Annotated in this window: 25 protein-coding genes; 15 read left to right on the top strand and 10 right to left on the bottom strand. The window is 58.0% G+C overall.

Annotated features, from left to right (window positions below; genetic code table 11):
• Nucleotides 1-144: 144 nt before the first annotated feature.
• Together mdtJ and mdtI are read left to right on the top strand one after the other, a co-directional pair.
• Nucleotides 145-513, top strand: coding sequence for a multidrug/spermidine efflux SMR transporter subunit MdtJ (gene mdtJ, locus ACSBQS_RS09930; RefSeq protein ID WP_004932327.1), 369 nt, complete (start codon nt 145-147; stop codon nt 511-513).
• Nucleotides 500-829: a multidrug/spermidine efflux SMR transporter subunit MdtI gene (mdtI, locus tag ACSBQS_RS09925; protein WP_016927446.1), complete on the top strand. Its 330-nt coding sequence runs from the start codon at nt 500-502 to the stop codon at nt 827-829. The genes mdtJ and mdtI overlap by 14 nt, the downstream gene beginning before the upstream one ends.
• A 61-nt stretch (nt 830-890) precedes the next feature.
• On the opposite strand, the gene ACSBQS_RS09920 is transcribed toward mdtI, so the two are convergent.
• Entirely contained in the window at nt 891-1,235 is a 345-nt protein-coding gene (locus ACSBQS_RS09920) for a RidA family protein (protein ID WP_004932322.1), read from the bottom strand.
• A gap of 133 nt (nt 1,236-1,368) precedes the next feature.
• On the opposite strand from ACSBQS_RS09920, the gene ACSBQS_RS09915 reads away from it, so the two are divergent.
• The 5 genes from ACSBQS_RS09915 (at nt 1,369) to rnd (ending at nt 7,859) form a co-directional block, all read left to right on the top strand.
• The gene (locus ACSBQS_RS09915; RefSeq protein WP_004932318.1) at nt 1,369-3,285 is read left to right on the top strand and encodes an ATP-dependent DNA helicase; all 1,917 of its coding nucleotides are present in this window, start codon (nt 1,369-1,371) and stop codon (nt 3,283-3,285) included.
• A 79-nt stretch (nt 3,286-3,364) separates the two neighbouring features.
• Complete coding sequence (gene tsaB / locus ACSBQS_RS09910) at nt 3,365-4,066, top strand: tRNA (adenosine(37)-N6)-threonylcarbamoyltransferase complex dimerization subunit type 1 TsaB (RefSeq protein ID WP_033643345.1); 702 nt, start codon at nt 3,365-3,367, stop codon at nt 4,064-4,066.
• 101 nt (nt 4,067-4,167) lie between these two features.
• Complete coding sequence (locus ACSBQS_RS09905; protein ID WP_021503867.1) at nt 4,168-4,758, top strand: Slp family lipoprotein; 591 nt, start codon at nt 4,168-4,170, stop codon at nt 4,756-4,758.
• A 209-nt stretch (nt 4,759-4,967) separates the two neighbouring features.
• Nucleotides 4,968-6,656 carry a long-chain-fatty-acid--CoA ligase FadD gene (gene fadD, locus ACSBQS_RS09900; RefSeq protein ID WP_342163284.1) on the top strand — a complete coding sequence of 563 codons (1,689 nt, stop codon included), beginning with the start codon at nt 4,968-4,970 and terminating at the stop codon, nt 6,654-6,656.
• A gap of 81 nt (nt 6,657-6,737) precedes the next feature.
• Nucleotides 6,738-7,859 carry a ribonuclease D gene (gene rnd / locus ACSBQS_RS09895; RefSeq protein ID WP_033650951.1) on the top strand — a complete coding sequence of 374 codons (1,122 nt, stop codon included), beginning with the start codon at nt 6,738-6,740 and terminating at the stop codon, nt 7,857-7,859.
• A gap of 237 nt (nt 7,860-8,096) precedes the next feature.
• Here rnd and minE read toward each other — a convergent pair whose 3' ends face one another.
• Genes minE through minC form a run of 3 tightly spaced genes read right to left on the bottom strand, consistent with a single transcriptional unit; the run spans nt 8,097 to nt 9,903 of the window.
• Nucleotides 8,097-8,366, bottom strand: coding sequence for a cell division topological specificity factor MinE (minE, locus tag ACSBQS_RS09890; protein ID WP_004932303.1), 270 nt, complete (start codon nt 8,364-8,366; stop codon nt 8,097-8,099).
• A gap of 3 nt (nt 8,367-8,369) precedes the next feature.
• A complete protein-coding gene (gene minD, locus ACSBQS_RS09885; RefSeq protein ID WP_004932300.1) occupies nt 8,370-9,182 on the bottom strand; it encodes a septum site-determining protein MinD in 813 nt (270 codons plus the stop codon).
• Nucleotides 9,183-9,207: 25 nt separating this feature from the next.
• A complete protein-coding gene (minC, locus tag ACSBQS_RS09880) occupies nt 9,208-9,903 on the bottom strand; it encodes a septum site-determining protein MinC (protein WP_033650952.1) in 696 nt (231 codons plus the stop codon).
• Nucleotides 9,904-10,039: 136 nt separating this feature from the next.
• On the opposite strand from minC, the gene ACSBQS_RS09875 reads away from it, so the two are divergent.
• From ACSBQS_RS09875 to ACSBQS_RS09860, 4 genes are all read left to right on the top strand, one after another.
• Nucleotides 10,040-10,312: a YcgL domain-containing protein gene (locus ACSBQS_RS09875; RefSeq protein ID WP_033643340.1), complete on the top strand. Its 273-nt coding sequence runs from the start codon at nt 10,040-10,042 to the stop codon at nt 10,310-10,312.
• Nucleotides 10,313-10,340: 28 nt separating this feature from the next.
• Entirely contained in the window at nt 10,341-11,363 is a 1,023-nt protein-coding gene (locus ACSBQS_RS09870) for a lytic murein transglycosylase (protein ID WP_187048922.1), read from the top strand.
• Nucleotides 11,364-11,421: 58 nt separating this feature from the next.
• Nucleotides 11,422-12,078: a fumarylacetoacetate hydrolase family protein gene (locus ACSBQS_RS09865; protein ID WP_033643338.1), complete on the top strand. Its 657-nt coding sequence runs from the start codon at nt 11,422-11,424 to the stop codon at nt 12,076-12,078.
• Nucleotides 12,079-12,200: 122 nt separating this feature from the next.
• Nucleotides 12,201-12,647 (top strand): YcgN family cysteine cluster protein, encoded by a 447-nt coding sequence (locus ACSBQS_RS09860; protein ID WP_025159803.1) that lies wholly within the window; start codon nt 12,201-12,203, stop codon nt 12,645-12,647.
• A gap of 118 nt (nt 12,648-12,765) precedes the next feature.
• Here ACSBQS_RS09860 and ACSBQS_RS09855 read toward each other — a convergent pair whose 3' ends face one another.
• The 3 genes from ACSBQS_RS09855 to nhaB form a co-directional block, all read right to left on the bottom strand.
• Nucleotides 12,766-13,527, bottom strand: coding sequence for an aspartyl/asparaginyl beta-hydroxylase domain-containing protein (locus ACSBQS_RS09855; RefSeq protein WP_149542727.1), 762 nt, complete (start codon nt 13,525-13,527; stop codon nt 12,766-12,768).
• Nucleotides 13,528-14,177: 650 nt separating this feature from the next.
• Nucleotides 14,178-14,708: a disulfide bond formation protein DsbB gene (gene dsbB, locus ACSBQS_RS09850; RefSeq protein ID WP_033643335.1), complete on the bottom strand. Its 531-nt coding sequence runs from the start codon at nt 14,706-14,708 to the stop codon at nt 14,178-14,180.
• Between the two features lie 120 nt (nt 14,709-14,828).
• Nucleotides 14,829-16,394 (bottom strand): sodium/proton antiporter NhaB, encoded by a 1,566-nt coding sequence (nhaB, locus tag ACSBQS_RS09845; protein WP_042784729.1) that lies wholly within the window; start codon nt 16,392-16,394, stop codon nt 14,829-14,831.
• Nucleotides 16,395-16,637: 243 nt separating this feature from the next.
• On the opposite strand from nhaB, the gene fadR reads away from it, so the two are divergent.
• Complete coding sequence (fadR, locus tag ACSBQS_RS09840) at nt 16,638-17,357, top strand: fatty acid metabolism transcriptional regulator FadR (protein WP_033643333.1); 720 nt, start codon at nt 16,638-16,640, stop codon at nt 17,355-17,357.
• Between the two features lie 57 nt (nt 17,358-17,414).
• On the opposite strand, the gene ACSBQS_RS09835 is transcribed toward fadR, so the two are convergent.
• A complete protein-coding gene (locus ACSBQS_RS09835; RefSeq protein WP_033643331.1) occupies nt 17,415-18,950 on the bottom strand; it encodes a SpoVR family protein in 1,536 nt (511 codons plus the stop codon).
• A gap of 298 nt (nt 18,951-19,248) precedes the next feature.
• Here ACSBQS_RS09835 and zinT point away from each other — a divergent pair, with 298 nt between their 5' ends.
• Nucleotides 19,249-19,899 (top strand): metal-binding protein ZinT, encoded by a 651-nt coding sequence (gene zinT / locus ACSBQS_RS09830; protein ID WP_033643330.1) that lies wholly within the window; start codon nt 19,249-19,251, stop codon nt 19,897-19,899.
• Nucleotides 19,900-19,945: 46 nt separating this feature from the next.
• On the opposite strand, the gene ACSBQS_RS09825 is transcribed toward zinT, so the two are convergent.
• The gene (locus tag ACSBQS_RS09825) at nt 19,946-20,263 is read right to left on the bottom strand and encodes an antibiotic biosynthesis monooxygenase family protein (protein WP_046687236.1); all 318 of its coding nucleotides are present in this window, start codon (nt 20,261-20,263) and stop codon (nt 19,946-19,948) included.
• Nucleotides 20,264-20,797: 534 nt separating this feature from the next.
• Between ACSBQS_RS09825 and ACSBQS_RS09820 the strand changes: the two genes are divergently transcribed.
• Both ACSBQS_RS09820 and dadX read left to right on the top strand, forming a co-directional pair.
• Nucleotides 20,798-22,102 (top strand): D-amino acid dehydrogenase, encoded by a 1,305-nt coding sequence (locus tag ACSBQS_RS09820; RefSeq protein ID WP_033643328.1) that lies wholly within the window; start codon nt 20,798-20,800, stop codon nt 22,100-22,102.
• Nucleotides 22,103-22,178: 76 nt separating this feature from the next.
• Entirely contained in the window at nt 22,179-23,252 is a 1,074-nt protein-coding gene (gene dadX / locus ACSBQS_RS09815) for a catabolic alanine racemase DadX (protein WP_342163273.1), read from the top strand.
• A gap of 8 nt (nt 23,253-23,260) precedes the next feature.
• On the opposite strand, the gene ACSBQS_RS09810 is transcribed toward dadX, so the two are convergent.
• A complete protein-coding gene (locus ACSBQS_RS09810) occupies nt 23,261-24,454 on the bottom strand; it encodes a Bcr/CflA family efflux MFS transporter (protein ID WP_033650957.1) in 1,194 nt (397 codons plus the stop codon).
• Between the last annotated feature and the right edge of the window lie 63 nt (nt 24,455-24,517).

Genomic DNA, 24,517 nt, shown 5'->3' with positions numbered 1-24,517 from the left:
AGCCGGGCAAACATTCTTTTTGCGTTTGGGTCAGTTTATCCCCAGGGATCTCTGCGTCTTGCGCGCCGTACTGCGGCCGTTCGACGAGATAAATCGGGATAAATATGCCTTGGCGCGCGTTATTCGCCGTTTGGGAGAAAAATTATGATTTATTGGATCTTTTTAGGTTTGGCCATCATGACCGAAATCATCGGCACCTTGTCGATGAAATACGCCAGCGTCAATGGCGGCATGATCGGGCATATCGTGATGTACGTGATGATCACCGCGTCTTATGTGTTGCTGTCAGTAGCGGTAAAACGCGTGGCGTTGGGCGTGGCTTATGCGCTGTGGGAAGGTATCGGCATTCTGTTCATTACCCTGTTCAGCGTGCTGTGGTTCGACGAGCCCATTTCGGCGCTGAAGGTACTGGGTCTGGCTACGCTGATCGCCGGTATCATGCTGGTGAAATCCGGTACCCGCAAAGAGCGAAAACAGGTCAGCCCGCGAGGTGACAACCATGCAACAGTTTGAGTTGTACCACATTGGGTTCCTGGGATTGGCCATCGTGCTGGAAATCATCGCCAACATCTTCCTGAAGATGTCGGACGGTTTCCGTAAAATTTGGCTGGGATTGCTGTCGCTGCTGTCGGTACTCGGTGCGTTCAGCGCCCTGGCGCAGGCGGTAAAGGGCATCGATCTGTCAATCGCTTACGCGTTGTGGGGCGGTTTCGGTATCGCCGCCACCATCGCCGCAGGCTGGATCATGTTCGGCCAGCGGTTGAACGCCAAAGGCTGGATTGGCCTGGCGCTGCTGTTGACGGGGATGGTGATCCTCAAACTGTCCTGATAGCGGGCAATAAAAAACCGCAGGCGTTGCCGTCTGCGGTTTTTTTTCGTCTGCGCGAGGCTTACAGCGCGGCGATGATTTTGATTTCCACCTTGTACTTCGGATTCATCAGCTGAGCCTGCACGGTGCAGCGCACCGGCGCGCTGCCGGCGACGACCCAGGCGTCCCAGGCGGCGTTCATCGCGGCGAAGTCGGCGGTATTGGCCAGGAAGATGGTGGCATCCAGAATACGGCTTTTGTCCGACCCTACGCGTTCCAGCAGCACGTCGATGGCGGCAAGAGCGTTGGCGGTCTGCGCGGTCGCGTCATCGTCCAGATTCTCCGGCACGCTGGTGTAGTAAACGGTCTCGTTGTGCACCACGGCTTCGGACCAGCGCTGATCGGGATCAATTCTTTCGATATTCATTTGCTTATCTCCATATCATAGTCCCGCTAAGGGTAGCACAGCCGGTGATGAAAAAGCGCGGCGATAAAGTGGGTGGTAGCCGGGCGGCAGGCTTGGCATAATCACCGCTGAATGACACCGGCAGAGAGACAGCGTGACAGACGATTTTGCAACAGACGGCGCATTGGCGCAGGCTATCAAGGGATTCAAACCGCGTGAGCCGCAGCGGCAGATGGCGCAAGCCGTTACCGAAGCGATCAATTTCAAGCAGGAACTGGTGGTGGAAGCCGGCACCGGCACCGGCAAAACCTTCGCTTATCTGGCGCCGGCGCTGCGTGCCGATCGCAAAGTGATCATCTCCACCGGTTCGAAAGCGCTGCAGGATCAGCTGTATGCGCGCGATCTGCCCACCGTCGCCAAGGCGCTGAAGTACAAAGGCAAGCTGGCGCTGCTGAAGGGGCGCTCCAACTACCTGTGTCTGGAGCGTCTTGAGCAACAGTCGATGGCCGGCGGGGAGCTGGCGGGGCAGACGTTGATCGATCTGGTGCAACTGCGCAAGTGGTCGTCGCAGACCAAAGAGGGTGATATCAGCACCTGCAGCGAAGTGGCGGAAGACAGCTTCGTCTGGCCATTGGTGACCAGCACCAATGACAACTGTCTCGGCAGCGACTGCCCACTGTATCAGGATTGCTTCGTGGTCAAAGCGCGCCGCCGCGCGATGGATGCGGATGTGGTGGTGGTGAACCATCACCTGTTCCTGGCGGATATGGTGGTGAAAGAGGGCGGCTTCGCCGAGCTGATCCCGGAAGCCGAGGTGATGATTTTCGATGAGGCGCACCAAATTCCCGACATCGCCAGCCAGTATTTCGGCCAGCAGCTCACCAGCCGCCAACTGCTGGATCTGGCGAAGGACATCACCATCGCCTACCGCACCGAGGTGCGCGATGCCGCCCAACTGCAAAAAAGCGCCGACCGTCTCAGCCTGAGCACGCAAGATTTCCGTCTGAATCTGGGGGAGCCGGGTTTTCGCGGCAACCTGCGGGATGTGCTCGGCGAACCGAACGTGCAGCGCGCTTTGTTGCTGCTCGATGACGCGCTGGAGCTGTGTTATGACGTCATGAAACTGTCGCTGGGGCGTTCGGCGCTGCTGGACGCCGCCTTTGAGCGCGCCACGCTGTATCGCGCGCGTCTCAAACGCCTCAAGGCGGTGACGGAACCGGGCTACAGCTATTGGTATGAGTGCAATTCGCGCCACTTCGTGTTGGCGCTGACGCCGCTGACGGTGGCCGATCGTTTCCGCGAAATGCTGGACGAGAAGCCGGGCAGCTGGATCTTTACCTCGGCCACGCTGTCGGTTAACGATCAGTTGGGTCACTTCACCGAACGGCTGGGGCTGACCAAGGCCAAAACGCTGCTGTTGCCGAGCCCGTTCGACTATGCCAAACAGGCGTTGCTGTGCGTGCCGCGCTTTTTGCCTTCGCCGAATCAGCCCGGCGGGGCGCGCCAGCTGGCGCGCATGCTGCGCCCATTAATCGAAGCCAACAACGGCCGCTGCTTCTTCTTGTGCACATCGCACCAGATGATGCGCGAGCTGGCGGAAGAGTTCCGCGCCACGATGACGCTGCCGGTCTTATTGCAAGGGGAAACCAGCAAAGGGCAACTGCTGGCGCAGTTCGTCGCCGCCGGTAACGCGCTGTTGGTGGCGACCAGCAGCTTCTGGGAAGGGGTGGACGTGCGTGGCGATGCGCTGTCGTGCGTGATCATCGATAAGCTGCCGTTTACCTCACCGGACGATCCGCTGCTGAAGGCGCGCATTGAAGATTGTCGCCTGCGCGGCGGCGATCCGTTCAATGACGTGCAGTTGCCGGATGCGGTCATCACCCTGAAACAGGGGGTGGGCCGTTTGATCCGCGATACCGACGATCGCGGCGTGCTGGTGATCTGCGATAACCGTCTGGTGATGCGCCCTTATGGCGAGGTGTTCCTCAATAGCCTGCCGCCTACGCCGCGTACCCGCGATCTGAAGCAGGCGATCGCCTTCTTGCAGGCCGCTGATACGTCGGCCACGTGAAAGATGAAGGGCTTACGGGGCTGTGCTACAATGCGCGCCCTGTATGAAAAACCCAGTTTTATTCCCGCCAGAGGTTGGCATGTCCACGCGAATTTTAGCGATCGATACCGCGACGGAAGCCTGTTCCGTCGCCGTCTGGAATCAAGGCGAAATCCACGCCCTGTTTGAGCTGTGCCCACGCGAGCATACGCAACGTATTTTACCTATGGTGCAGCAGGTGCTGGCGGAATCCGGCCTGGCGCTCAACCAGCTCGATGCGCTGGCCTTCGGCCGCGGCCCCGGCAGTTTTACCGGGGTGCGCATCGGCATCGGCATCGCTCAGGGCCTGGCGCTGGGCGCCGATCTGCCGATGATTGGCGTTTCTACGCTGCAAACCATGGCGCAGGGCGCCTGGCGCGTCAGCGGCGCGGAGCGTGTGCTGGCGGCGATCGATGCGCGCATGGGCGAGGTCTACTGGGGGCAGTTCGAACGTCAGGCCGACGGCCGTTGGTTGGAAAGCGAAGGCGAGGCGGTGCTGTCGCCGGCGCAGGCGCTCGAGCGCGCACAGCGCCTGCAGGGCGAATGGGCCCACGTCGGCACCGGCTGGCAAACCTACCCCGATCTGGTCAACGGTTCCACGCTGAGCGTGCGCGACGGCCAGATGCTGTTGCCGCAGGCGGAAGACATGCTGCCGCTGGCGCTGCACGCCTGGCAACAGGGGCTGGCGGTGGCGGTGGAAAACGCCGAGCCGACCTACCTGCGCAATGAAGTGACCTGGAAAAAACTGCCGGGCCGCGAGTAATCGCGGCGTTATTGTGCTGATGTTGATGCCGGGCGATGAAGGCCTGCAACTTGAGCGCTGAAACGCGGTCAAAGTTACAGGCATTTCAGGAGATTGCGACCATGTTAATCCGCACTGCAAGTAAAAAGCTGTCGCTGCTGGCCGTCGCCTGCGGCGCGCTGGTTCTGACCGGGTGCGTCACCGTACCGGATGCGATCAAAGGCTCCAGCCCTTCGCCGGTGACTCAGCTTTCCTCGGTACAAAATGCACCGAACCTGTTTACCGGCGCGGAAGCCCGCTTCGGCGGCACCGTGGTGAACGTCGCCAACGAACAAGGGCGCACGCTGCTGGAGATCGCGGCGGTGCCGCTCGACAGCGGTGCGCGGCCGATACTGGGCGAACCGTCGAACGGCCGCTTGCTGGCCACGGTGAACGGCTTCCTCGAACCGGTCGATTTCAAAGGCCAACTGGTGACCGTCGTCGGCCCTATCACCGGCCTGAAAGAGGGGCGGATCGGCATGACGCCATATCGCTTCGTAACGATGAACGTGACCGGTTTCAAGCGCTGGCATCTGGTACAGCAGGTGGTGATGCCGCCTGCGCCGATGGGCCCTTGGGGCTGGCGCGGTGGCCCGTGGGGACCCGGTTGGGGCGCAGGCTATGGCTGGTACAACCCCGGCCCGGCACAGGTGCAAACCATCGTAACCGAGTAACATACGCTTGATGTGAACAAATTTGACAGGGCGGCTCAGGCCGCCCTTTTGTTTTTTGGGATAAGGAATATCCGACAATTAGTGACGTACATCGCAACCTGAGTAATGTTTAAAACCCGAACTGGTCTGCTGAGTTAAAATATTGTTATGGTTAGGCTGCGAGTTTGAGGGCTGCGATGATAATTAGTAATGATTTCAGGAGTAATACCTTGGATAAGGTCTGGTTAAAACGGTATCCGGCAGATGTGCCCGCAGAGATTGATGCCGATCGCTATTCGTCGTTGATCGAAATGTTTGAGCATGCCGTGCAGCGCTATGCCGATCAGCCCGCCTTTATCAATATGGGCGAGGTGATGACCTTCCGCAAACTGGAAGAACGCAGCCGGGCTTTCGCGGCTTACCTGCAAAATGAGCTGGGCCTGAAGAAGGGCGACCGCGTCGCGCTGATGATGCCTAACCTGTTGCAATATCCCATTGCCCTGTTCGGCATTCTGCGTGCCGGCATGGTGGTGGTCAACGTCAACCCGCTGTATACCCCGCGCGAGCTGGAGCACCAGTTGAACGACAGCGGCGCCAGCGCCATCGTCATCGTCTCCAACTTTGCCCATACGCTGGAAAAAGTGGTGTTCAACACCCAGGTCAAACACGTGATCCTGACGCGCATGGGCGATCAGCTGTCGGCTGCCAAGGGCACGTTGGTCAACTTCGTGGTCAAATACGTTAAGCGTCTGGTGCCAAAATACAATCTGCCGGACGCCATTTCCTTCCGCAGCGCGCTGCAGCGCGGCCGCCGTTTGCAATATGTAAAACCGGACATCATTAATGCCGATCTGGCTTTCCTGCAATACACCGGCGGCACCACCGGGGTGGCGAAGGGGGCGATGCTGACTCACCGCAACATGCAGGCCAACCTTGAGCAAGCCAAGGCCGCCTATTCGCCGCTGTTCCGTGAAGGGCAGGAGCTGGTGGTGACGGCGCTGCCGCTGTATCACATTTTCGCGCTGACGGTGAACTGCCTGCTGTTTATCGATCTGGGCGGGCGCAATTTGCTGATCACCAACCCGCGTGACATTCCGGGGTTGGTGAAAGAATTGGGCAAATACCCGTTCACCGCCATGAGCGGGGTGAATACGCTGTTCAATGCGTTGCTGAATAACGAAGACTTCCACAAGCTCGATTTCTCTACGCTGCGTTTCTCGGTCGGCGGCGGCATGTCGGTGCAAAAATCGGTGGCCGAGAAGTGGGAGAAAACCACCGGCAAACACCTGCTGGAAGGTTACGGCCTGACGGAGTGCGCGCCGCTGGTGGCCGGCAACCCTTACGATCTTAAACACTACAGCGGCAGCATCGGTCTGCCGGTGCCGTCGACGGACATTCGGTTGGTGGACGACAACGGCCATGACGTGCCGCCGGGCGAGCCGGGCGAACTGTGGGTCAAAGGGCCGCAAGTTATGTTAGGCTATTGGCAGCGCCCGGATGCCACCGACGAAGTGCTGAAAGACGGCTGGCTGGCGACCGGTGATGTGGTGACCGTGGACGATCAGGGATTTGTGCGCATCGTCGACCGCAAGAAAGACATGATCCTGGTCTCGGGTTTCAACGTGTATCCGAACGAGATTGAAGATGTGGTCAGCCAGCACCCGAAAGTGCTGGAATGTGCGGCAATCGGCGTGCCCAGCGAGGTCTCCGGCGAAACGGTGAAGATCTGCGTGGTGAAGAAAGACGCCTCGCTGACCAAGGAAGAGCTGTTGACCCATTGCCGACGCCACCTGACCGGGTATAAAGTGCCTAAAATTGTTGAGTTCCGCGATGAACTGCCGAAGTCGAACGTCGGCAAGATTTTGCGGCGAGAATTGCGCGATGAGCAAAAAGCGCCTAAGCCGGCCGATGCCGCCTAGGTTTTGCTCTCGCGTCAGCCTATCAACAACGCCGGTGAATGCCGGCGTTGTTGTGTTTGAATCCTACAAGAGAATGATGTTTTGAATTATCAGTTGATCACTACCGATGCCGGATTGCAGCAGGTCTGCGAGCAGGCGAGAAAGCATGCCCAGGTTGCGCTGGACACCGAGTTTGTCAGAACGCGTACCTACTATCCGCAGCTGGGCCTGATCCAGCTTTACGACGGTGAACAACTCTCCCTTATCGATCCTCTGCCGATCAAGCACTGGCAACCGTTTGTCGAGCTGCTGGCCGACACCGCCGTGGTGAAGTTTCTGCATGCCGGCAGTGAAGATCTTGAAGTGTTTCTCAACGCCTTTAAAACGCTGCCGACGCCGATGATCGACACTCAGATCTTGGCGGCCTTTACCGGTCGGCCGCTCTCCTGCGGCTTTGCGACGCTGGTGGCGGAGTACATGAAGGTTGAACTGGACAAGAGCGAGTCGCGCACCGATTGGCTGGCGCGCCCGCTGACTGAAAGACAGTGCGTGTATGCGGCCGCCGACGTGTTCTACCTGCTGCCGATGGCCAAACAGCTGGTGCAGGAGACCGAAGAGGCCGGCTGGACCGCTGCGGCCAATAACGAGTGCTTGCTGCTGTGCCAACGCCGTAGCGAGGCGCTGGCGCCGGAAGTGGCCTATCGCGAAATCAGCAATGCCTGGCAGTTGCGCCCGCGTCAGCTTGGGTGTCTGCAGAAGTTGGCGGAATGGCGGTTGCGCCAGGCGCGCGAGCGCGATCTGGCGGTGAACTTCGTGGTTCGCGAGGAGAACCTGTGGCAGGTGGCGCGCTTTATGCCGTCTTCGCTGGGAGAACTGGATTCGCTGGGCCTGAGCGGGCCGGAGATCCGTTATCACGGCAAAACGCTGTTGGCGCTGGTGGCCGAAGCCGAAGCGCTGGAGGAGTCCGATTTGCCGGCGCCGTTGGCTAACCTTATCGATCAGCCGGGCTACAAGAAGGTGTTTAAGGACATCAAGGCCGCTATCGCCACCGTCAGCGAGCAAAGCGGGTTGAGCAGCGAGCTGCTGGCATCCCGTCGCCAAATTAACCAATTGTTGAACTGGCATTGGAAACTGAAGGACGGCGAGAGTCGCCCTGAATTAATCAGCGGCTGGCGCGGCGATTTATTAATGGCGCCGTTGCAGGACATCCTGAAAGATTATTAATCGCTGGTTATCACCAGGGCAGGGTAGGGAAACTCTGCTCGGGTGAATATAGGCAGGAAATAATGCGTTGAAGGTAAATCTGGCCAGAATTTACTTTAAACGAGGTGGCGGCAAAGTTAATTGGGAATTGTCCCAAAGGGAAAAATCGATTTTTTGCTGCCGATAATGCTTAATAACTGGATGCACATACAGTTACCCCCTGCATAAAATATACAGGGGGTAATTAATGCGTCGCAATCATTTAGCTGCTTCTTCCGATTCCGGTAATGTCACGTTAAGTTCAAGTACCGAAATATCGTCCCCTTTCTGCTCGAACTGCACATGCAGCATTTCAGGATCGATCTGAATGTATTTGCAAATAACCGCCAGAATATCGCGTTTCAAATCAGGCAGATACGGGGGCTCACTGTCCCCGCGACGACGCTCTGCGACGATAATCTGCAGCCGTTCCTTGGCTATATTGGCTGTCTGTTTTTTGCGGGACAGAAAGAAGTCTAATAAGGCCATGGTTTATCCCCCAAAAAGGCGTTTCAGGAAACCCTTCTTCTCTTCTTCAATGAAGCGGAATGGGCGTTCTTCCCCCAACAAGCGGCAAACGGTATCGTCATACGCCTTACCGGCGTCTGACTCGGCATCCAGAATGACAGGCTCACCCTGGTTGGAAGCACGCAGTACGGACTGGTCTTCCGGGATCACACCCACCAGTGGAATGCGCAGGATTTCCAGCACGTCTTCCATGCTCAGCATGTCGCCACGGCTGACGCGGCCCGGGTTGTAACGGGTCAGCAGCAGGTGTTCCTTGATAGGCGATTCGCCTTTCTCGGCGCGGCGCGATTTGGAGGAAAGGATGCCCAGGATACGGTCGGAGTCGCGTACCGAAGAGACTTCCGGGTTGGTGGTGATGATCGCTTCGTCGGCGAAATACAGCGCCATCAGCGCACCGGTTTCGATACCGGCCGGAGAGTCGCAGACCACGAAGTCAAAATCCATCTCGCCGAGATCGTTGAGGACTTTTTCAACGCCTTCACGGGTTAACGCGTCTTTGTCGCGTGTCTGCGAAGCCGGCAGGATATAGAGGTTTTCAGTGCGTTTGTCTTTGATCAACGCCTGATTCAGCGTGGCGTCGCCCTGAATCACGTTCACGAAATCATAAACTACCCGACGTTCGCAGCCCATGATCAGGTCAAGATTACGCAGGCCGATATCGAAATCGATCACGACGGTTTTCTTGCCTTTCTGGGCCAGGCCGGTAGCGATGGCCGCGCTCGAAGTGGTCTTGCCAACGCCCCCTTTACCCGATGTAACAACAATAATGCGTGCCATGAAATGGATTCCTTGTCAAAAGGGCTTAATTTAAAGGTTGTATGGTTAAAGCGTTATCCAACAGGCTGAGTCGTACGGCCTGCCCGACGTAATCGGACGGGATTTGGTCGCTCAACCAGTACTGCCCTGCGATAGAGACTAGCTCAGCCGCCAGGTGGGTGCAAAAAATCTGACATTGCGTGTCGCCTGACGCGCCTGCCAGCGCGCGACCGCGCATCATGCCGTAGACATGAATGTTGCCGTCGGCAATCAGTTCGGCGCCGGCGCTAACGCTGCTGGTCACGATAAGATCGCAGTTGCGGGCGTAAATCTGTTGGCCGGAACGGACAGGGGTGCTGATGATACGCGTTTTGGCGGGGGCGTTGTCCGCCACCACGGGCGCAGGTGCAGGCTCCGGCGCCGCCATTTTCTGGCCTCTGCCTTCGCTCAGCAACGGCAGCCCGGCACGGGCTATCGCGCGCTTTTGACGCTCATCTCTGCAACCGCTGATACCCACAACGCGCAGACCTGCCGCCGCGACAGCCTGTTGAAGTTCTTTCCAGTTCGCATCGCCATCCAGCGTTGCGACGTTGATAACAACAGGGGCGTTTTTCAGAAAAGCGGGCGCTTGCTCAACTTTTTCCTGTAACGCCTGGCGTATTACCTCGGGCTGCGAATTATGCAAATGAACAACCGATAGGGTAAAACTGCTGCCTTTTAGCTCAATTGGCGATTGTGACATCTATCCTGACTCAGTCTCAGCAACTTTAAATCCCCGGAATACCACTCGGGGTGCGATATTCCGATGTACTATAAGCATGTTATAGTCAGAGTTATATCCAGGCAAGACGCTCCCTCAATTAAATAGAGTTAAAAAAATGCTTTGTGTGATCTATAGAAGCCCGAAACGCGATCAAACTTATCTTTATGTCGAAAAAAAAGACGATTTCTCTCGTGTGCCGGAAGCGCTGATGAAAAGTTTCGGCGTACCGCAATTCGCCATGATGCTTTCACTCGATGAACGCAAGAAATTGGCCTCGGCGGATATCGAAAAGGTGAAGCAGGCGCTGAAAGACGAAGGTTATTACCTGCAGTTCCCGCCGCCGGTGGAAAACCTGCTCAATCAGCATTTGGCGGGCGACAAGGCCTGAGACCGCCGCTACGGTCAGGGGAGGTATGATGACACGTTCGGCGAGAAGTACCGCGTTGGCCGTTTGGCTGGCGCTGGGCGGTGCGATGATGCCGGGCGCACCGCAGGCGGCGCAGGAGACGACGCTGGCGACCAGCGGGCGCGATCCGGCGCAGTTCCCGGCGTATGTCGAGCAACTGAAGCGCCGGGCGCGGGAACAGGGCATCAGTCAGGCCACCCTTGACCGCGCCTTTGCGCAAATCCATTTCGTCGATCGGGTGATCAAGGCCGATCGCAATCAGCCGGAGCAGAAGATCACGTTGAACGATTACCTGCGGCGGGTGATGTCGCCCGCCAAGGTGCGGCAGGGGCGCGAACTGTACCGGCAGCGCCATGCGCAATGGCTGCGGGCCAGCGAACGCTATCGGGTGCCGGGGCGCTATATCATCGCGCTGTGGGGCATGGAGAGCGCCTATGGCAAGATCCAGGGGCGGGAGGACGTGGTGTCCGCGCTGGCGACGCTGGCGTTCGAAGGGCGCCGCGAGGCCTTTTTCAGCCGGGAGCTGCTGGCGGCGTTGCAGATAGTCGAACAGGGGCACGTTGGCGATACGCCACTGAAAGGGTCCTGGGCCGGCGCGATGGGGCAATGTCAGTTTATGCCAAGCTCCTTCCTGCGCTATGCGGCGGACGGCGACGGTGACGGGCGCATCGATATCTGGAATAACATTGACGACGTTTTCGCGTCCACGGCCAGCTACCTGTCCAAAGAGGGCTGGCAGCCCGGCATCGGTTGGGGGCGCGAGGTCAAACTGCCCGCCGGCTTCAATCGAGCCGAACTGGGCCTGAAAGACGCGCAGGCGCGCAGCGTCAACGACTGGCAGAAACGCGGCGTGCGCCGTGCGGATGGCCGCGCGTTGCCGCACGCCGTGCAGCGCGGCTGGATCATCGCGCCGGATGATCTGCAGGGGCGGACCTTCCTGGTCTATGATAATTTCCGCACCCTGATGCACTGGAATCGCTCTTACTATTTCGCTATCGCCGTGGGTATGATGGCAGACGCGATCGGGCATTGATCCGGCACACCAATAATCGGCTTGGCGCGCCAAGCCTCTACAGTTTGGGAGAAGCGGTATGTATCAACACAGAGACTGGCAGGGTTCGCTGCTCGATTTCCCGGTGAACAAGGTGGTCTGCGTCGGCAGCAACTACGCCGATCACATCAAGGAAATGGGCAGCGCGGTGTCCGTCGAGCCGGTGGTGTTCATCAAACCGGAAACGGCGTTATGCGATATCCGCCAGCCGGTGGCCATCCCTAAAGAGTTCGGTGCGGTGCATCATGAGGTAGAGCTGGCGGTACTGATCGGCACGCCGTTGAAGCAGGCCAACGAAGATCGCGTGGCGCGTGCGATTGCCGGTTACGGCGTGGCGCTTGATCTGACGCTGCGCGATCTGCAAGCCGGTTTTAAAAAGGCCGGTCAGCCGTGGGAAAAGGCCAAAGCCTTCGACGGGTCTTGTCCGATGTCAGGGTTTATCCCGGTGGCGGAATTCGGCGATCCGCAAAACGCCGAGCTGTCGTTGACCGTCAACGATCAACTGCGCCAGCAGGGCAATACGCGTGACATGATCACGCCGATCCTGCCGCTAATCAGCTACATGAGCCGTTTCTTCACGCTGCGCGCCGGCGACATCATCCTGACTGGCACGCCGCAGGGCGTAGGCCCGATGGCTTCCGGCGACATGCTGAAAATCAGTCTGAACGGTAAAGCGCTCAGCACCCGGGTGATCTGATCGCTGTTGGCCGCCGGCATCGTCGGCGGCAAAACTTGCATCTCGCGGCTAAAATGTCTATATAGTCCCCCCTCGAACCTGTGCGCAGGTGAGTTATCCATTTACCGAAACCGGACGCTAACATGTCACAACTCGCTTTTTGGCAACAGAAAACGCTGGCGGAAATGTCAGAACAAGAGTGGGAATCGCTGTGCGACGGGTGCGGGCAATGCTGTTTGAATAAGCTGATCGACGAAGATACCGACGAGATTTATTTTACCAACGTAGCCTGCAACCAGCTCAACATCAAATCCTGCCAATGCCGTAACTACGAGCGGCGCTTCGAGCTGGAAGAGGACTGCATCAAATTGACGCGCGAAAACCTCACCACCTTCGATTGGTTGCCGCCGACCTGCGCCTATCGCCTGATCGGTGAGGGCAAGCCGCTGTTCCCCTGGCACCCGTTGCTGAGCGGCTCCAAGGCGGCGATGCACGGTGAGCGCATCACGGTGCGGCATATCGCGGTGCGCGAGAGCGAAGTGGTGGACTGGCAGGACCATATCCTTAACAAGCCGGACTGGGCCAGATAACGCCGGACCGCTTGCGCAGCAAGACGCGTTTTCATGCAAGAGGGCGGCGTGTCAGGACACGCCGCCCTCTGCAATTGCGCTAACCGGCAGGCGTGAGGTTATGGCATAAGCCGTCACTTCACTCTTTTTTGTCGCGGCGGCGCCAGTTGGCCAGATTTTTCAGCGGCTGCTTCACGTAAGGGCTGGCTTTAATCAGGCTGAACAGCAGTTTATTTACCGCCGTCCCCACTTTGTCCATCGGCCGGTCGATATCGAGAAACAGCACCGCACGCAGTTCGTCGGTATCATTGCGCACCTCATGTTCATAAGAGTCATCAAACAAAATGACCTTGCCTTCATCCCAGTGCAGGATCTGATCGTCGACGCGGATCCAGAGCTTTTCCCGATCCTTTGGCACGATCAATCCCAAATGCGCGCGCACCACGGCGCGAGTCGGGCCTTTGTGGGGGACGATGTGATAGTGCGGCTTAAGGATCGAAAACATGGCGGTGCGCATGCCGGGGATCTCGCTGACCGCCTGTGCGGTGTGCGGACAAATGGCGCAGTTCTCATCAACGCGCTCCCCGTAGACAAATAGCCCGAAGGTTTTCCAATTATCCCCTTTGGAGATGCGTTTCTGATCCGGTGATATTTGGTGGAACGCGGGGATGTCCTCCGGATGCTCCAGTAACCGATCCAACTCCTGGCGAATGGCAGGCCAACGGGCTTCCAGCGCCGTCACCCAATTAAATTCATGATTACCGATCCGCGGCGTGGTGGAGATGAGCGAATGGCGAGTCTGAAATTCGCCGTTCCAGCGCAGGAATTTTTTCCCTGCTTTGAGCAGCATGCGCCGCAGGAACGGGCGCTGAGACGTGGGGGGAAATGTGCTATCCGGCATAAATCGTGTCCTTGATATCATTGGCCTACTGCATTCAGCATAAGGAAAGAATCACGAACGATTTTAATCATTAGTGCGCGAACGTTGGCCAATGAGTGATACCGCGCAGAGTTAAATTTGAATGATTTATTTAAAGGCAGCGGGGACTGACGGTTGGGGGGAGAAGGAAAAAAGCCCCTGCAAAGATGAGGGGCAAGACACACAACAACACCAGGGAAATCGGTAGTACTCACTTTGCCGATACTATAAGGATTTTATGGGCAAACTTCACCAAAATATTGTGCTCTGAATGTGACAAAGACGCAGTCGTTCATAAATAACGGTAATTTATTGATGCCCGCAGGGCGTGAGGAAAGTGCCTGCACAGCATGTGTTGGCCCGCTGGCAACGCAGAAGTTTAATGTTATGTAAATTACGCGCTTAATCGAGCCAGGATGCTTCTTTTTAAACGATAAGTTGGGTAATTTGGCCGCTCTCCCGCAAGTTCGAGAGCATAACAATGAAAATGGTCCGTCTGTTTGCCGTAGCTGGGGCACTGATCGTGCTCGTTTACTTCCTTACACATACCTGAAATGGGGTTATCTCTGAATTCAACAGTAATACCCTAAAAAAACGGCGCCTTGAGGCGCCGTTTTTTGTTTGTTGGCCTATCAGCGGCCGAACAAATCGCGGCGGCGTGGGCGGACAAATTGCGCGATCAGCACAATCAGCGCCACCAGCAGATAGGCACCGAAGATACCCACCAGCCACTGTGGCATTTCCAGCGTCAGGAACTGCCATTGACGCACGGAACAGTCACCGGAAGCGTGGAACACCGCCGGCAGCCATTTATCCAGCGGCAACCAGGACGGGAAGCTGACGAAGAAATCGCAGGTATTGAACGGCGAGGGGTGCAGTTGGATCATGGTGTGTTTCCACGCCAGCTGTACGCCTTCCCAGGCGCTGTAGATCCACAGCAGGATCGCCACATAGCGCAGCGGCGTTTTCGGCGCGATGGCGCCCACCAGTGAGGCGCCGAGGATGCCGAACAGCGCGCAACGCTCGTAAATGCACATGACGCAGGGCTGCAGCAGCATAACGTGCTGGAAATAGAGCGCGACCAGTTCCAACACCAACGCTGTCAGGGCCATCAGCAGCCAGGCGCCGCGTCCTTGTGAACAGCGGTTAAAGAATTGCAACATATCTAGATTCTTCCATGCAGTAAGCAATTGAACTGGCAGTGTAAACCAATTCCCCCTCGCTGCCAGCCACCTGGGCCGGTTTCAGCGTAAAAATAGTCGGTTTACCCTGCCGGCGCCGCATCAGTGGCCGATGGCGTCGACAGGCGGCAGCGTCAGCCAGTGCCACTGTGTCAACAGTTCGGTCGCCGGCTCCAGCGTGAACTGTACGCACAGCAGGCCGACCACGGTCAATACGATCGTATAAGGCAGGGCCATCCACACCATGCGGCCATACGACAGACGCACCAGCGGCGCCAAGGCCGACGTCAAAAGGAACAGGAACGCCGCCTGGCCGTTAGGGGTCGCGACCGAAGGCAGGTTGGTGCCGGTATTGATGGCGACCGCCAACAGTTCGAACTGTTTCAGCGCAATGGCGCCGGTTTCCAGCGCGGTGCGCGCTTCGTTGATGTAAACCGTGCCGACGAATACGTTGTCGGAAACCGACGACAGCAGACCGTTGAACAGGTAGAACAGTGAAAGCTGAGAAGCGGGCTCGGCGCGCAGTACAAACTGGATCACCGGGCTGAACAGGTGTTGCTCAATGATCACGGCCACCACGGTGAAAAATACCGTCAGCAGGGCGGTGAACGGCAGCGCCTCTTGGAACGCTTTGCCGATGGCGTGTTCGTCGTTCACGCCGCACAGCGATGTGGCGAGAATGATGACCGACAGGCCGATCAGCCCAACTTCCGCCAGGTGGAAGGCCAGCGCCAGCACCAGCCAAACGCCGATCAGCGCCTGCATCACCAGCTTGAGCCTTTCTTGCTTGCTGCGGCCTGCGGTGGCCTTGCGATCATACTCTTTCAGCACCTCACGCACCGCTTCCGGCAGTGGCGTGCCGTAGCCAAACAGGCGAAAACGCTCTACCAGCCAGCAGACCAGCAGGCCGCATGCCAGCACCGGCAAAGTGACCGGCGCCATCCGCAGGAAGAAGTCGATAAAGCCCCAGCCCGCGCTTTTGGCGATGATCAGGTTCTGTGGCTCGCCCACCATGGTCATGACTCCGCCGAGCGCGGTGCCGACGCCGGCGTGCATCAGCAGGCTGCGCAGAAAGGCGCGGAATTGCTCCAGCGTCTGCTTGCGCTCTTCGCCGGTGAAATCGCTGTCATCGCCGATGTCGCCGTCGGAGCGGTTCGACGTCACATTGTGATAGATGGAATAGAACCCCGTGGCGACGCTGATCACTACCGCCACGACCGTCAGCGCATCGAGGAAGGCGGAAAGGAAAGCGGCCGCCAGGCAGAACGCCAGCGATAGCAGCGTTTTCGAGCGGATATTGAGCAGCAGTTTGGTGAACACGAACAGCAGCAGTTGCTTCATAAAGTAGATGCCGGCCACCATAAAGACCAGCAGCAGCAGCACGTCCAGATTATGTTCGATTTCCTGCGAAACCTGCGCCGGGCTGGTCATGCCGATGGCCACGGCCTCCAGCGCCAGCAGGCCGCCCGGCAGCAGCGGGTAACATTTCAACGCCATCGCCAGGGTAAAGATGAACTCGATCACCAACAGCCAACCCGCGAGAAACGGGCTGGCGAAAAAGAACACCAGCGGGTTGATCGCCAGGAAAATGAGAATGGTCAGTTTGTACCAGTCGGGAGATTGCCCCAGGAAGTTTTTGAGCAGGGCGCTGCGCAGGGTTGTTTCCATTGTCCTTTATGCATCCTTAAATCAGTCGTAGCACGTACCCTAACAACGCGGCGGGGGCGGGCGCAACCGGAGCTTGTTTTACGGTGGCAAATTTCTCAGGGCCGGTGTTTTTGCGCGTTTTTTGCCACTTTATGCACACTTTCGTTTATTGTTTTTCGCTCACGCTATGTCATGTCTGTGTGATCTGGTATGATGAGCTGATTACTTTTACTGATTTTATCGTCGCAACGGAACGTCAAACACATGGTCATAAAGGCGCAGAGTCCTGCCGGTTTCGCGGAAGAGTACATTATTGAGAGTATTTGGAATAATCGCTTCCCCCCTGGCTCTATTTTGCCCGCGGAGCGTGAGCTTTCGGAGTTGATTGGCGTCACGCGCACCACGTTACGTGAAGTGTTGCAACGTCTTGCCCGCGATGGCTGGTTGACCATTCAGCATGGTAAACCGACCAAAGTGAACAATTTCTGGGAAACGTCCGGCCTCAATATCCTTGAGACCGTGGCTCGTCTCGATCACAAAAGCGTCCCGCAGCTGATCGATAACCTGCTGTCCGTGCGTACCAATATCGCATCGATCTTTATTCGCGCTGCGGTGCGCAATCATCCTGAGCAGGCGCAGGAAGTGCTGGCGAAAGCCGCCGAGGTGGAAGATCAGGCGGATGCCTTCAATGTCCTGGACTATGAGATCTTCCGTGGTCTGGCGTTCGCTTCCGGCAACCCGATCTATGGCCTGATTTTCAACGGCCTGAAAGGGCTGTACACCCGCGTGGGCCGTTACTACTTCTCCAACCCGGAAGCGCGCAAGCTGGCGCTGACTTTCTACAGCAAGCTGTCTACGCTTTGCCATGAGAAGCTGTACGACCAGGTGATGGACACCGTGCGCAACTACGGTAAAGACAGCGGGGCGATTTGGCAGAGCATGCAGGGCACCATGCCGAGCGATCTGACCGAAGCGCGCCGCTGATGCCGTGCGAATGACATAATTAGGGCGCCGTGTTGGCGCCCTTTGTCGTTATGGCGGTTACAGCGGCGTAGGCCGCGGCGGGCAGCGGTCGAGCAATTCCACGCTTCCGTCTTCGTTTTGCTGCTCGAGGATCACGTCGAAGCCCCACAGGCGATGCAGGTGCTTCAACACGTCGCGGCGGCTCTTATCGAGCGGCGCGCGCTCCTGCGGGATGTAGCGCAGCGTCAGCGAACGGTCGCCGCGCAGGTCTACGTTCCAGATCTGAATGTTCGGCTCGTGGTTGCTCAGATTGTATTGAGCCGACAGCTCCTGGCGGATTGCCCGGTAGCCCGCTTCGTTATGGATCGCGGCAATTTCCAGGTAGTTGTTGCGATCGTCGTCCAGCACGGTAAACAAGCGGAAGTCGCGCATCACTTTGGGCGACAGGAACTGGCTGATAAAGCTCTCATCCTTAAAGTCGCGCATGGCGAAGTGCAACGTGTCCAACCAGTCTTTACCGGCGATGTCCGGGAACCAGTAGCGATCTTCCTCGGTCGGCGATTGGCAGATGCGCTTGATGTCCTGGAACATGGCGAAGCCCAGCGCGTACGGGTTGATGCCGTTATAGTATGGGCTGTTGTACGGCGGCTGATAAACCACGTTGGTGTGGCTGTGCAAAAACTCCAGCATGAACCGCTCGGTCACCCGGCCTTCGTCGTAAAGATGGTTAAGGATGGTGTAGTGCCAGAAGGTCGCCCACCCCTCGTTCATTACCTGGGTCTGTTTTTGCGGGTAGAAATATTGGCTGACTTTGCGCACGATGCGCAGCACCTCACGCTGCCACGGTTCCAGCAGTGGCGCATTCTTCTCGATAAAATAGAGGATATTTTCCTGCGGTTCGCTCGGATATCGGCGCGCCTGCTCAGGCGACTCTTCGCGCTCGACGCGTGGCAGGGTCTTCCACAGCGTATTCACCTGGCTTTGCAGATACTCTTCGCGGCTTTTCTGGCGCGCTTTTTCTTCCACCAAAGAGATTTTTTGCGGGCGTTTGTACCTGTCGACCCCGTAGTTCATCAGCGCATGGCAGGAGTCCAGCAGCCGTTCCACTTCTTCGACGCCGTAGCGTTCTTCGCACTGGCTGATGTAGTGGCGAGCAAACAGCAGGTAATCGACGATGGAGCTGGCGTCGGTCCAACTGCGGAACAGGTAGTTATTCTTGAAGAACGAGTTGTGGCCATAGCAGGCGTGCGCCATCACCAGCGCCTGCATGGTGATGGTGTTCTCCTCCATCAGGTAGGCGATGCAGGGATTGGAGTTGATGACGATTTCATACGCCAGCCCTTGCTGGCCCTGTTTGTAGCGCTGCTCGGTTTCGATGAATTTTTTGCCGAAGGACCAATGGGTATAGTTGATCGGCATGCCGACGCTCGAATAGGCGTCCATCATCTGTTCTGAGGTGATCACCTCGATCTGATGGGGGTAGGTGTCGAGCCGGTAATGCTTGGCGACGCGGTCGATCTGCTCCAAATACACCTGCAGCAGTTCGAACGTCCAGTCCGGTCCATCGCTCAGACGTTTATCATCCTTAACCTTGTCATGTGTTGAAGTAGTCATCAGCGCACCCTCATTATTCACGGGCCTTGCTCAAACGGCAGACCCTGTAACAAGCATAGTTCAAGTCATAATTAACCATTGCAAATCAGTGAAATAAAAATGCCGGTACGCAAAGGAGCGAACGGCGGTCGATCCGGCGCCCGTCCCGGCAGAAGGCGGTGCAACACCGCGCATCTTCTCCGAGTATAGCCCTGCGGCAGGGGCGTGCAACACATTGCCTGCTGTGCGACAGGGATTGAAAAATGTTATGTTATATTGTAACTTTTCATTTTTCTCAATAACGGACAAGGAGCGCGTTTTGACGAGGCATTTGGGCAAATTGGCAGTGGCGCTGGCGGCGCTGTTCATCAGTGGGCAAACGTTGGCTCACGGGCATCATTCACATGGCAAGCCGCTGACGGAAGTGGAAAAAAAGGCGGAGGGAGGCGTGTTCGACGATAAAGACGTCAAAGATCGCGACCTGGCGGATTGGGAGGGCGTATGGCAATCCGTGTATCCGTATCTGATCAATGGGGATCTTGACCCGGTGTTCAAGAAGAAAGCGGCGCAGGATAAGAGCAAAACCTTCGCAGAGGTGAAGGCGTATTACCGCAAAGGTTACGCCACCGATGTGGATACCATTGGCATTGAGAACGGTATCATGGAATTTCACCGTGGCGACCAATCCAGCGCCTGTCAGTACAAGTACGCCGGGCATAAGATCCTGACGTATGTCTCCGGTAAGAAAGGCGTGCGTTATCTGTTCGAGTGCCAGGATGCCGACAGCCAGGCGCCGAAATTCGTACAGTTCAGCGATCACATTATCGGGCCGCGCAAATCGGCGCATTTCCATATCTTTATGGGCAACACGTCGCAGGAGGCGTTGCTGAAAGAGATGGATAACTGGCCGACCTACTACCCATTCCAGCTGCAGACCAAAGAAGTCGTGGACGAGATGCTGCATCATTGATGCTTCTCTCTTCTGCCACCACAAGCCCGCACGCGTGGGCTTGTGGTCAGTCGAACGGCCTGATTTGCAGGTAATCGTCCGTGACGTCCATTTCAAATAGCGTTTCATCCGCCAATAAAGTGGCGCGCATACGATCCCGAGCCGCTCGGTACCGTTCATCCAGCTGAATATCACCGGCGTTTTCCCATGCCGAGCGGCTTGGCCACTGCGCATAGCCGATATATTTGCCGTTCACCTCCCGATGCAGGCGCGAGCCCAGGCTGCCGCGTTGCTGATAGATGCCCTGCGTCAATTCAAGCCAGGCCTGGCGAAAAGCGTGTTCGTGTCCGGTTTTGACTGAGAACTGATAGAGAGCGATGAACATGCGAGGTTCTCCTGAATAGCGACAGTATGAACTCTAGGCGCGGCTGGGGGCTTGAACGTTCATATCGTGCTGCAGCGAAAACAAGATGGCGCCACAGTGAACGCCGCTTTATTCCAACAGTAAAAATAAGGCTATTAAGGGCTGAAAATTTACGCGATTTTTCTGCTGCAGCGGGTGGTGCCGTTATTTGCCAGTTGTTTTGGTATTTTTTGTTTTTGTGGTTTTTTATTCTATTTATAGGTTAGCTGATATTTTTATATTCTGTTAAATCCATGTTGCTTATCACGCCAATTTTCCATGCCATCAATGATAGCAATGCTAGCGAATCAGAGGTGACCTCGCGCCATAAACCCCCTTAAACCGTATCTTATCGCTATTTTCTGGCGGCTATTGCAAATGCGCGGGCCATCGACGATAAATTAATTGTGAATATTGTCACGTTTGATGACGAAGTTGTTGGACGGATTTTTTCACTGAGTTAATTTCCTGTTAGCAGAAGATTGTGCTTTGTGAAGCCTTGGGCTGGAGTCAGCGATGCGAGTGGTAATTTTAGGTAGTGGAGTGGTGGGCGTAGCCAGTGCCTGGTATTTGGCGAAGGCTGGGCATGAGGTGACGGTGATCGATCGTCAGCCCGGCCCGGCACTGGAAACCAGCGCGGCGAACGCCGGGCAGATTTCACCGGGCTATGCCGCTCCCTGGGCGGCGCCGGGCGTGCCGCTGAAGGCCATTAAGTGGATGTTCCAACGCCATGCGCCGCTGGCGATCCGTCTCGACGGCAGCAGCTTCCAGCTGAACTGGATGTGGCAGATGCTGAAAAACTGCAACACCGAACACTACATGACCAACAAAGGCCGCATGGTGCGCCTGGCGGAATACAGCCGCGACTGCATCAAGGCGCTGCGGCAGGAAACCGGCATCCAGTACGAAGGCCGTCAGGGCGGCACGCTGCAGCTGTTCCGCACCCAACAACAGTTCGAAAACGCCGCGAAAGATATTGCGGTATTGGAAGATGCCGGAGTGCCTTACCGATTGCTGGAAGCCGGCCAACTCGGTAGCGTTGAGCCTGCGCTGGCGCAGGTGGCGCACAAGCTGACCGGCGGCCTGCAGTTGCCGAACGACGAAACCGGCGATTGCCAACTGTTTACGCAACAGTTGGCGAAGATGGCTGAGCAGGCGGGCGTGACCTTCCTGTTCAACCGCAGCGTCGACCGTCTGTTGGTGGAGGGGGACAAGATCGCCGGCGTACAGTGCGGCGAGGAAGTGTTCAAAGCCGATAGCTATGTGGTGGCGTTCGGTTCGTACTCCACGGCGCTGCTGCGCGGCCTGGTGTCTATTCCGGTTTACCCGCTGAAGGGCTATTCGCTGACGATCCCTATCGTCGATGAGGCGGCGGCGCCATTCTCTACGGTACTGGATGAGACGTATAAAATCGCCATCACGCGCTTCGACCAGCGCATTCGCGTCGGCGGCATGGCGGAGATCGTCGGTTTCAATACTCAGCTGGAGCAAAAGCGGCGAGAAACGCTGGAGATGGTGGTGCGCGATCTCTACCCGAACGGCGGCAGAGTGGAAGACGCGACGTTCTGGACCGGCTTGCGCCCGATGACGCCGGACGGCACGCCGATCGTCGGCCGCACCTCGTTGAAAAACCTGTACCTCAACACCGGGCATGGCACGCTCGGCTGGACCATGGCCTGCGGTTCCGGGCAGTTGTTGTCCGATCTGATGTCCGGCATTACGCCGGCAATCCCTTCCGATGACCTGGCGGTGGCGCGTTACAGCGCCGGATTTCGCCAGCAACACGCGGTTCCGCTGAACGACGTGCATCCCGCACGTTAATCGTCGACGCTGTCATAGACTTTTTCGGCCACGCGCAGGCGCGCGTGGCCGCTGTACGCTGCCCCAAGGAGAAGCGATGCCCCGTCCGATAACCGCCACGATGCATCTCGGCGCAATTGAAAACAACCTGCAGGTGGTGCGCCGTTTCGCCCCCGGCGCCAAAGTCTGGGCGGTGGTCAAGGCCAACGCCTATGGCCACGGCATCAAACACGTTTGGCGCAGCATGGCGCACACCGACGGCTTCGCCATGCTGGATCTGGCCGAAGCGGTGTTGCTGCGCGAGTCCGGTTGGCAGGGGCCGATCCTGTTGTTGGAAGGCTTCTTCCAGCGACAGGATCTGGCCTTGCTCGATCGTTATCGCCTGACGACGGCGGTGCACAGCGACTGGCAACTGGCGGCGATCGCCGACGCAAAGCTGAGTGCGTCGCTTGATGTCTATCTGAAAGTGAACAGCGGCATGAATCGGCTGGGGTTTGCGCCCGAGCGCCTGCATGAGGTGTGGCGCAGGGCGCAGGCTGTCGCCAATATTGCCGAGCTTACGCTGATGAGTCACTTCGCCACCGCCGACGGGCCGGAAGGCGTAACTCAGCAGATGGCTACCATCGAGGCGGCGGCGGCCGATGTACCGCTGCCGCGTTGCCTGGCCAACTCGGCCGCTACACTGTGGCATCCTGCGACCCACGGCAGCTGGGTGCGCCCTGGGATCATTCTCTATGGCGCTTCGCCGAGCGGGTGCTGGAACGATATCGCATCGACGGGGTTGCAGCCGGCGATGACGCTGAGCAGCGAGATCATCGGCATTCAGCAGCTGAAGTCTGGCGATCGCGTGGGCTACGGTGGCCGTTACAGCGCCGCCGGCGCGCAGCGTATCGGCGTGGTGGCCTGCGGTTATGCCGACGGCTATCCGCGTCATGCGCCGACCGGAACGCCGGTATGGGTCGATGGCGTGTTGACGCGCACCCTGGGAACGGTATCGATGGATATGCTGGCGGTGGATTTGACGCCCTGTCCCCACGTTGAACTGGGCGCCGAGGTGGAGCTGTGGGGAAAACGCCTGCCGGTGGACGAGGTGGCCACGGCGGCAGGGACGTTAGGCTATGAACTGTTGTCGGCGTTGGCGGCACGCGTGCCGGTTGTTACCGAAGCCTGAGCTGCGGCTCAGGCGACTTTTCTGATCTGTCCTTTAATCTGCTTGCTGAGCCGCCGCGCGTGCAGCGCCAGCAGGCAGCCCGCCAGCATGACCAAGGCCAGCGACAGCTTCGGTTGCAGCGGCAGCGCCATCGCCAGCAGCCCCAGCGCGGCGCCCCCGGCCATCTGTACGAAACCGACCAGTGCGGACGCGACGCCGGCCTCATTGGAGTACGGTTCCAGCGCATAGCTGGTGGCCGGGCCCATCACGAACGCCAACCCGGCGCAGGCGCTGGCGACCGGCAGCATATACGCCAGCCAGTGCGCTTGCGCCGCCGCGGGAAGCCACATGACGCCCAGCAGCAGGCCCAGGCAGCCCAACCCCATCAAAATGCCGCCGGTCGCCAGACAAACCGGGCGGCCGACTTTGTGGATGATGCGGTTAGCGAAGAAGCTGACCAACATGATCCAGAAGCCGTTGGCGCCGAACACCAACGAGAATTGCAGCGGAGTCAGGCCCGCAGTGCCCATCAGCACGTTAGGCGCCAGAGAAACGTAGGTCAGCGCCATGCCCATCGCCCCGGAGTTCACCACCGCAAAAGAAAGGAAACGCCGTTCGCTGAGGATGCGCGCGTATTGGCGCACCGGCAGCCCTTTGACCGGCACGGTGTCGGCGGGGCGAGTTTCCGGCAGGCGCAGCGCGATGAGCACCAACACCAGCAGCGCGTAACCGGCCAGGAACCAAAAGGGCGCGCGCCAGCCGAAGGCTTCGGCGAGCAGGCCGCCGAGCAGCGGCGCCAATGCCGGGATGATGTTCAGCGTGCCGTTGAGAAAGCCGAAGGCGCGGGCGGCGTCGTCGCCATTCAGCCGATCGCGCACGCCGCTGAAGGCGACGACGGCGGTGCAACAGACCGCAACCCCTTGCAACAGGCGCGACGCGATGAAGATCGTCGGGCTGGTGGCCAGCGCCGCCATTGCCGCGCCGATCGTGTAGAGAATAATGCCGGCCAGCGCCACCGGTTTGCGGCCATAGTTATCCACCAACGGACCGGCGATGATTTGACCGAGGCCGAGCACCAGAATAAACAGCGAAATGGTGGATTGGATCAGCGCTTCACTGCTGCCCAGGCCGACGGCGATGGCGGGAATGGTGGGCAGATAGAGATCGATGCCCAATGGGCCGAGCAGCACCAGGCTGAGAAGCAGAAACAGGAACTTTTGCATAGCAGGAAAGGCACGTCCGAGTGACAAAGAGGGCTAGAGTAGAGATTCTGGCGGCAAATGAAA

The organism is Serratia sp. H402Y, assembly GCF_051172415.1.
Taxonomy (GTDB): Bacteria; Pseudomonadota; Gammaproteobacteria; order Enterobacterales; family Enterobacteriaceae; genus Serratia; species Serratia ureilytica.
The sequence above is the reverse complement of the archived record's forward strand: the minus strand, read 5'-3'. Positions and strand labels throughout refer to the sequence as shown.

Bases quoted from the DNA above. Each gene is read 5' to 3' on its own strand.
- mdtJ (WP_004932327.1), top strand. From the start codon at position 145: ATGATTTATTGGATCTTTTTAGGTTTGGCCATCATGACCGAAATCATC.
- mdtI (WP_016927446.1), top strand. From the start codon at position 500: ATGCAACAGTTTGAGTTGTACCACATTGGGTTCCTGGGATTGGCCATC.
- ACSBQS_RS09920 (WP_004932322.1), bottom strand. From the start codon at position 1,235: ATGAATATCGAAAGAATTGATCCCGATCAGCGCTGGTCCGAAGCCGTG.
- tsaB (WP_033643345.1), top strand. From the start codon at position 3,365: ATGTCCACGCGAATTTTAGCGATCGATACCGCGACGGAAGCCTGTTCC.
- ACSBQS_RS09905 (WP_021503867.1), top strand. From the start codon at position 4,168: ATGTTAATCCGCACTGCAAGTAAAAAGCTGTCGCTGCTGGCCGTCGCC.
- minE (WP_004932303.1), bottom strand. From the start codon at position 8,366: ATGGCCTTATTAGACTTCTTTCTGTCCCGCAAAAAACAGACAGCCAAT.
- minD (WP_004932300.1), bottom strand. From the start codon at position 9,182: ATGGCACGCATTATTGTTGTTACATCGGGTAAAGGGGGCGTTGGCAAG.
- minC (WP_033650952.1), bottom strand. From the start codon at position 9,903: ATGTCACAATCGCCAATTGAGCTAAAAGGCAGCAGTTTTACCCTATCG.
- ACSBQS_RS09875 (WP_033643340.1), top strand. From the start codon at position 10,040: ATGCTTTGTGTGATCTATAGAAGCCCGAAACGCGATCAAACTTATCTT.
- ACSBQS_RS09870 (WP_187048922.1), top strand. From the start codon at position 10,341: ATGACACGTTCGGCGAGAAGTACCGCGTTGGCCGTTTGGCTGGCGCTG.
- ACSBQS_RS09865 (WP_033643338.1), top strand. From the start codon at position 11,422: ATGTATCAACACAGAGACTGGCAGGGTTCGCTGCTCGATTTCCCGGTG.
- ACSBQS_RS09860 (WP_025159803.1), top strand. From the start codon at position 12,201: ATGTCACAACTCGCTTTTTGGCAACAGAAAACGCTGGCGGAAATGTCA.
- ACSBQS_RS09855 (WP_149542727.1), bottom strand. From the start codon at position 13,527: ATGCCGGATAGCACATTTCCCCCCACGTCTCAGCGCCCGTTCCTGCGG.
- dsbB (WP_033643335.1), bottom strand. From the start codon at position 14,708: ATGTTGCAATTCTTTAACCGCTGTTCACAAGGACGCGGCGCCTGGCTG.
- nhaB (WP_042784729.1), bottom strand. From the start codon at position 16,394: ATGGAAACAACCCTGCGCAGCGCCCTGCTCAAAAACTTCCTGGGGCAA.
- fadR (WP_033643333.1), top strand. From the start codon at position 16,638: ATGGTCATAAAGGCGCAGAGTCCTGCCGGTTTCGCGGAAGAGTACATT.
- ACSBQS_RS09835 (WP_033643331.1), bottom strand. From the start codon at position 18,950: ATGACTACTTCAACACATGACAAGGTTAAGGATGATAAACGTCTGAGC.
- ACSBQS_RS09825 (WP_046687236.1), bottom strand. From the start codon at position 20,263: ATGTTCATCGCTCTCTATCAGTTCTCAGTCAAAACCGGACACGAACAC.
- ACSBQS_RS09820 (WP_033643328.1), top strand. From the start codon at position 20,798: ATGCGAGTGGTAATTTTAGGTAGTGGAGTGGTGGGCGTAGCCAGTGCC.
- dadX (WP_342163273.1), top strand. From the start codon at position 22,179: ATGCCCCGTCCGATAACCGCCACGATGCATCTCGGCGCAATTGAAAAC.
- ACSBQS_RS09810 (WP_033650957.1), bottom strand. From the start codon at position 24,454: ATGCAAAAGTTCCTGTTTCTGCTTCTCAGCCTGGTGCTGCTCGGCCCA.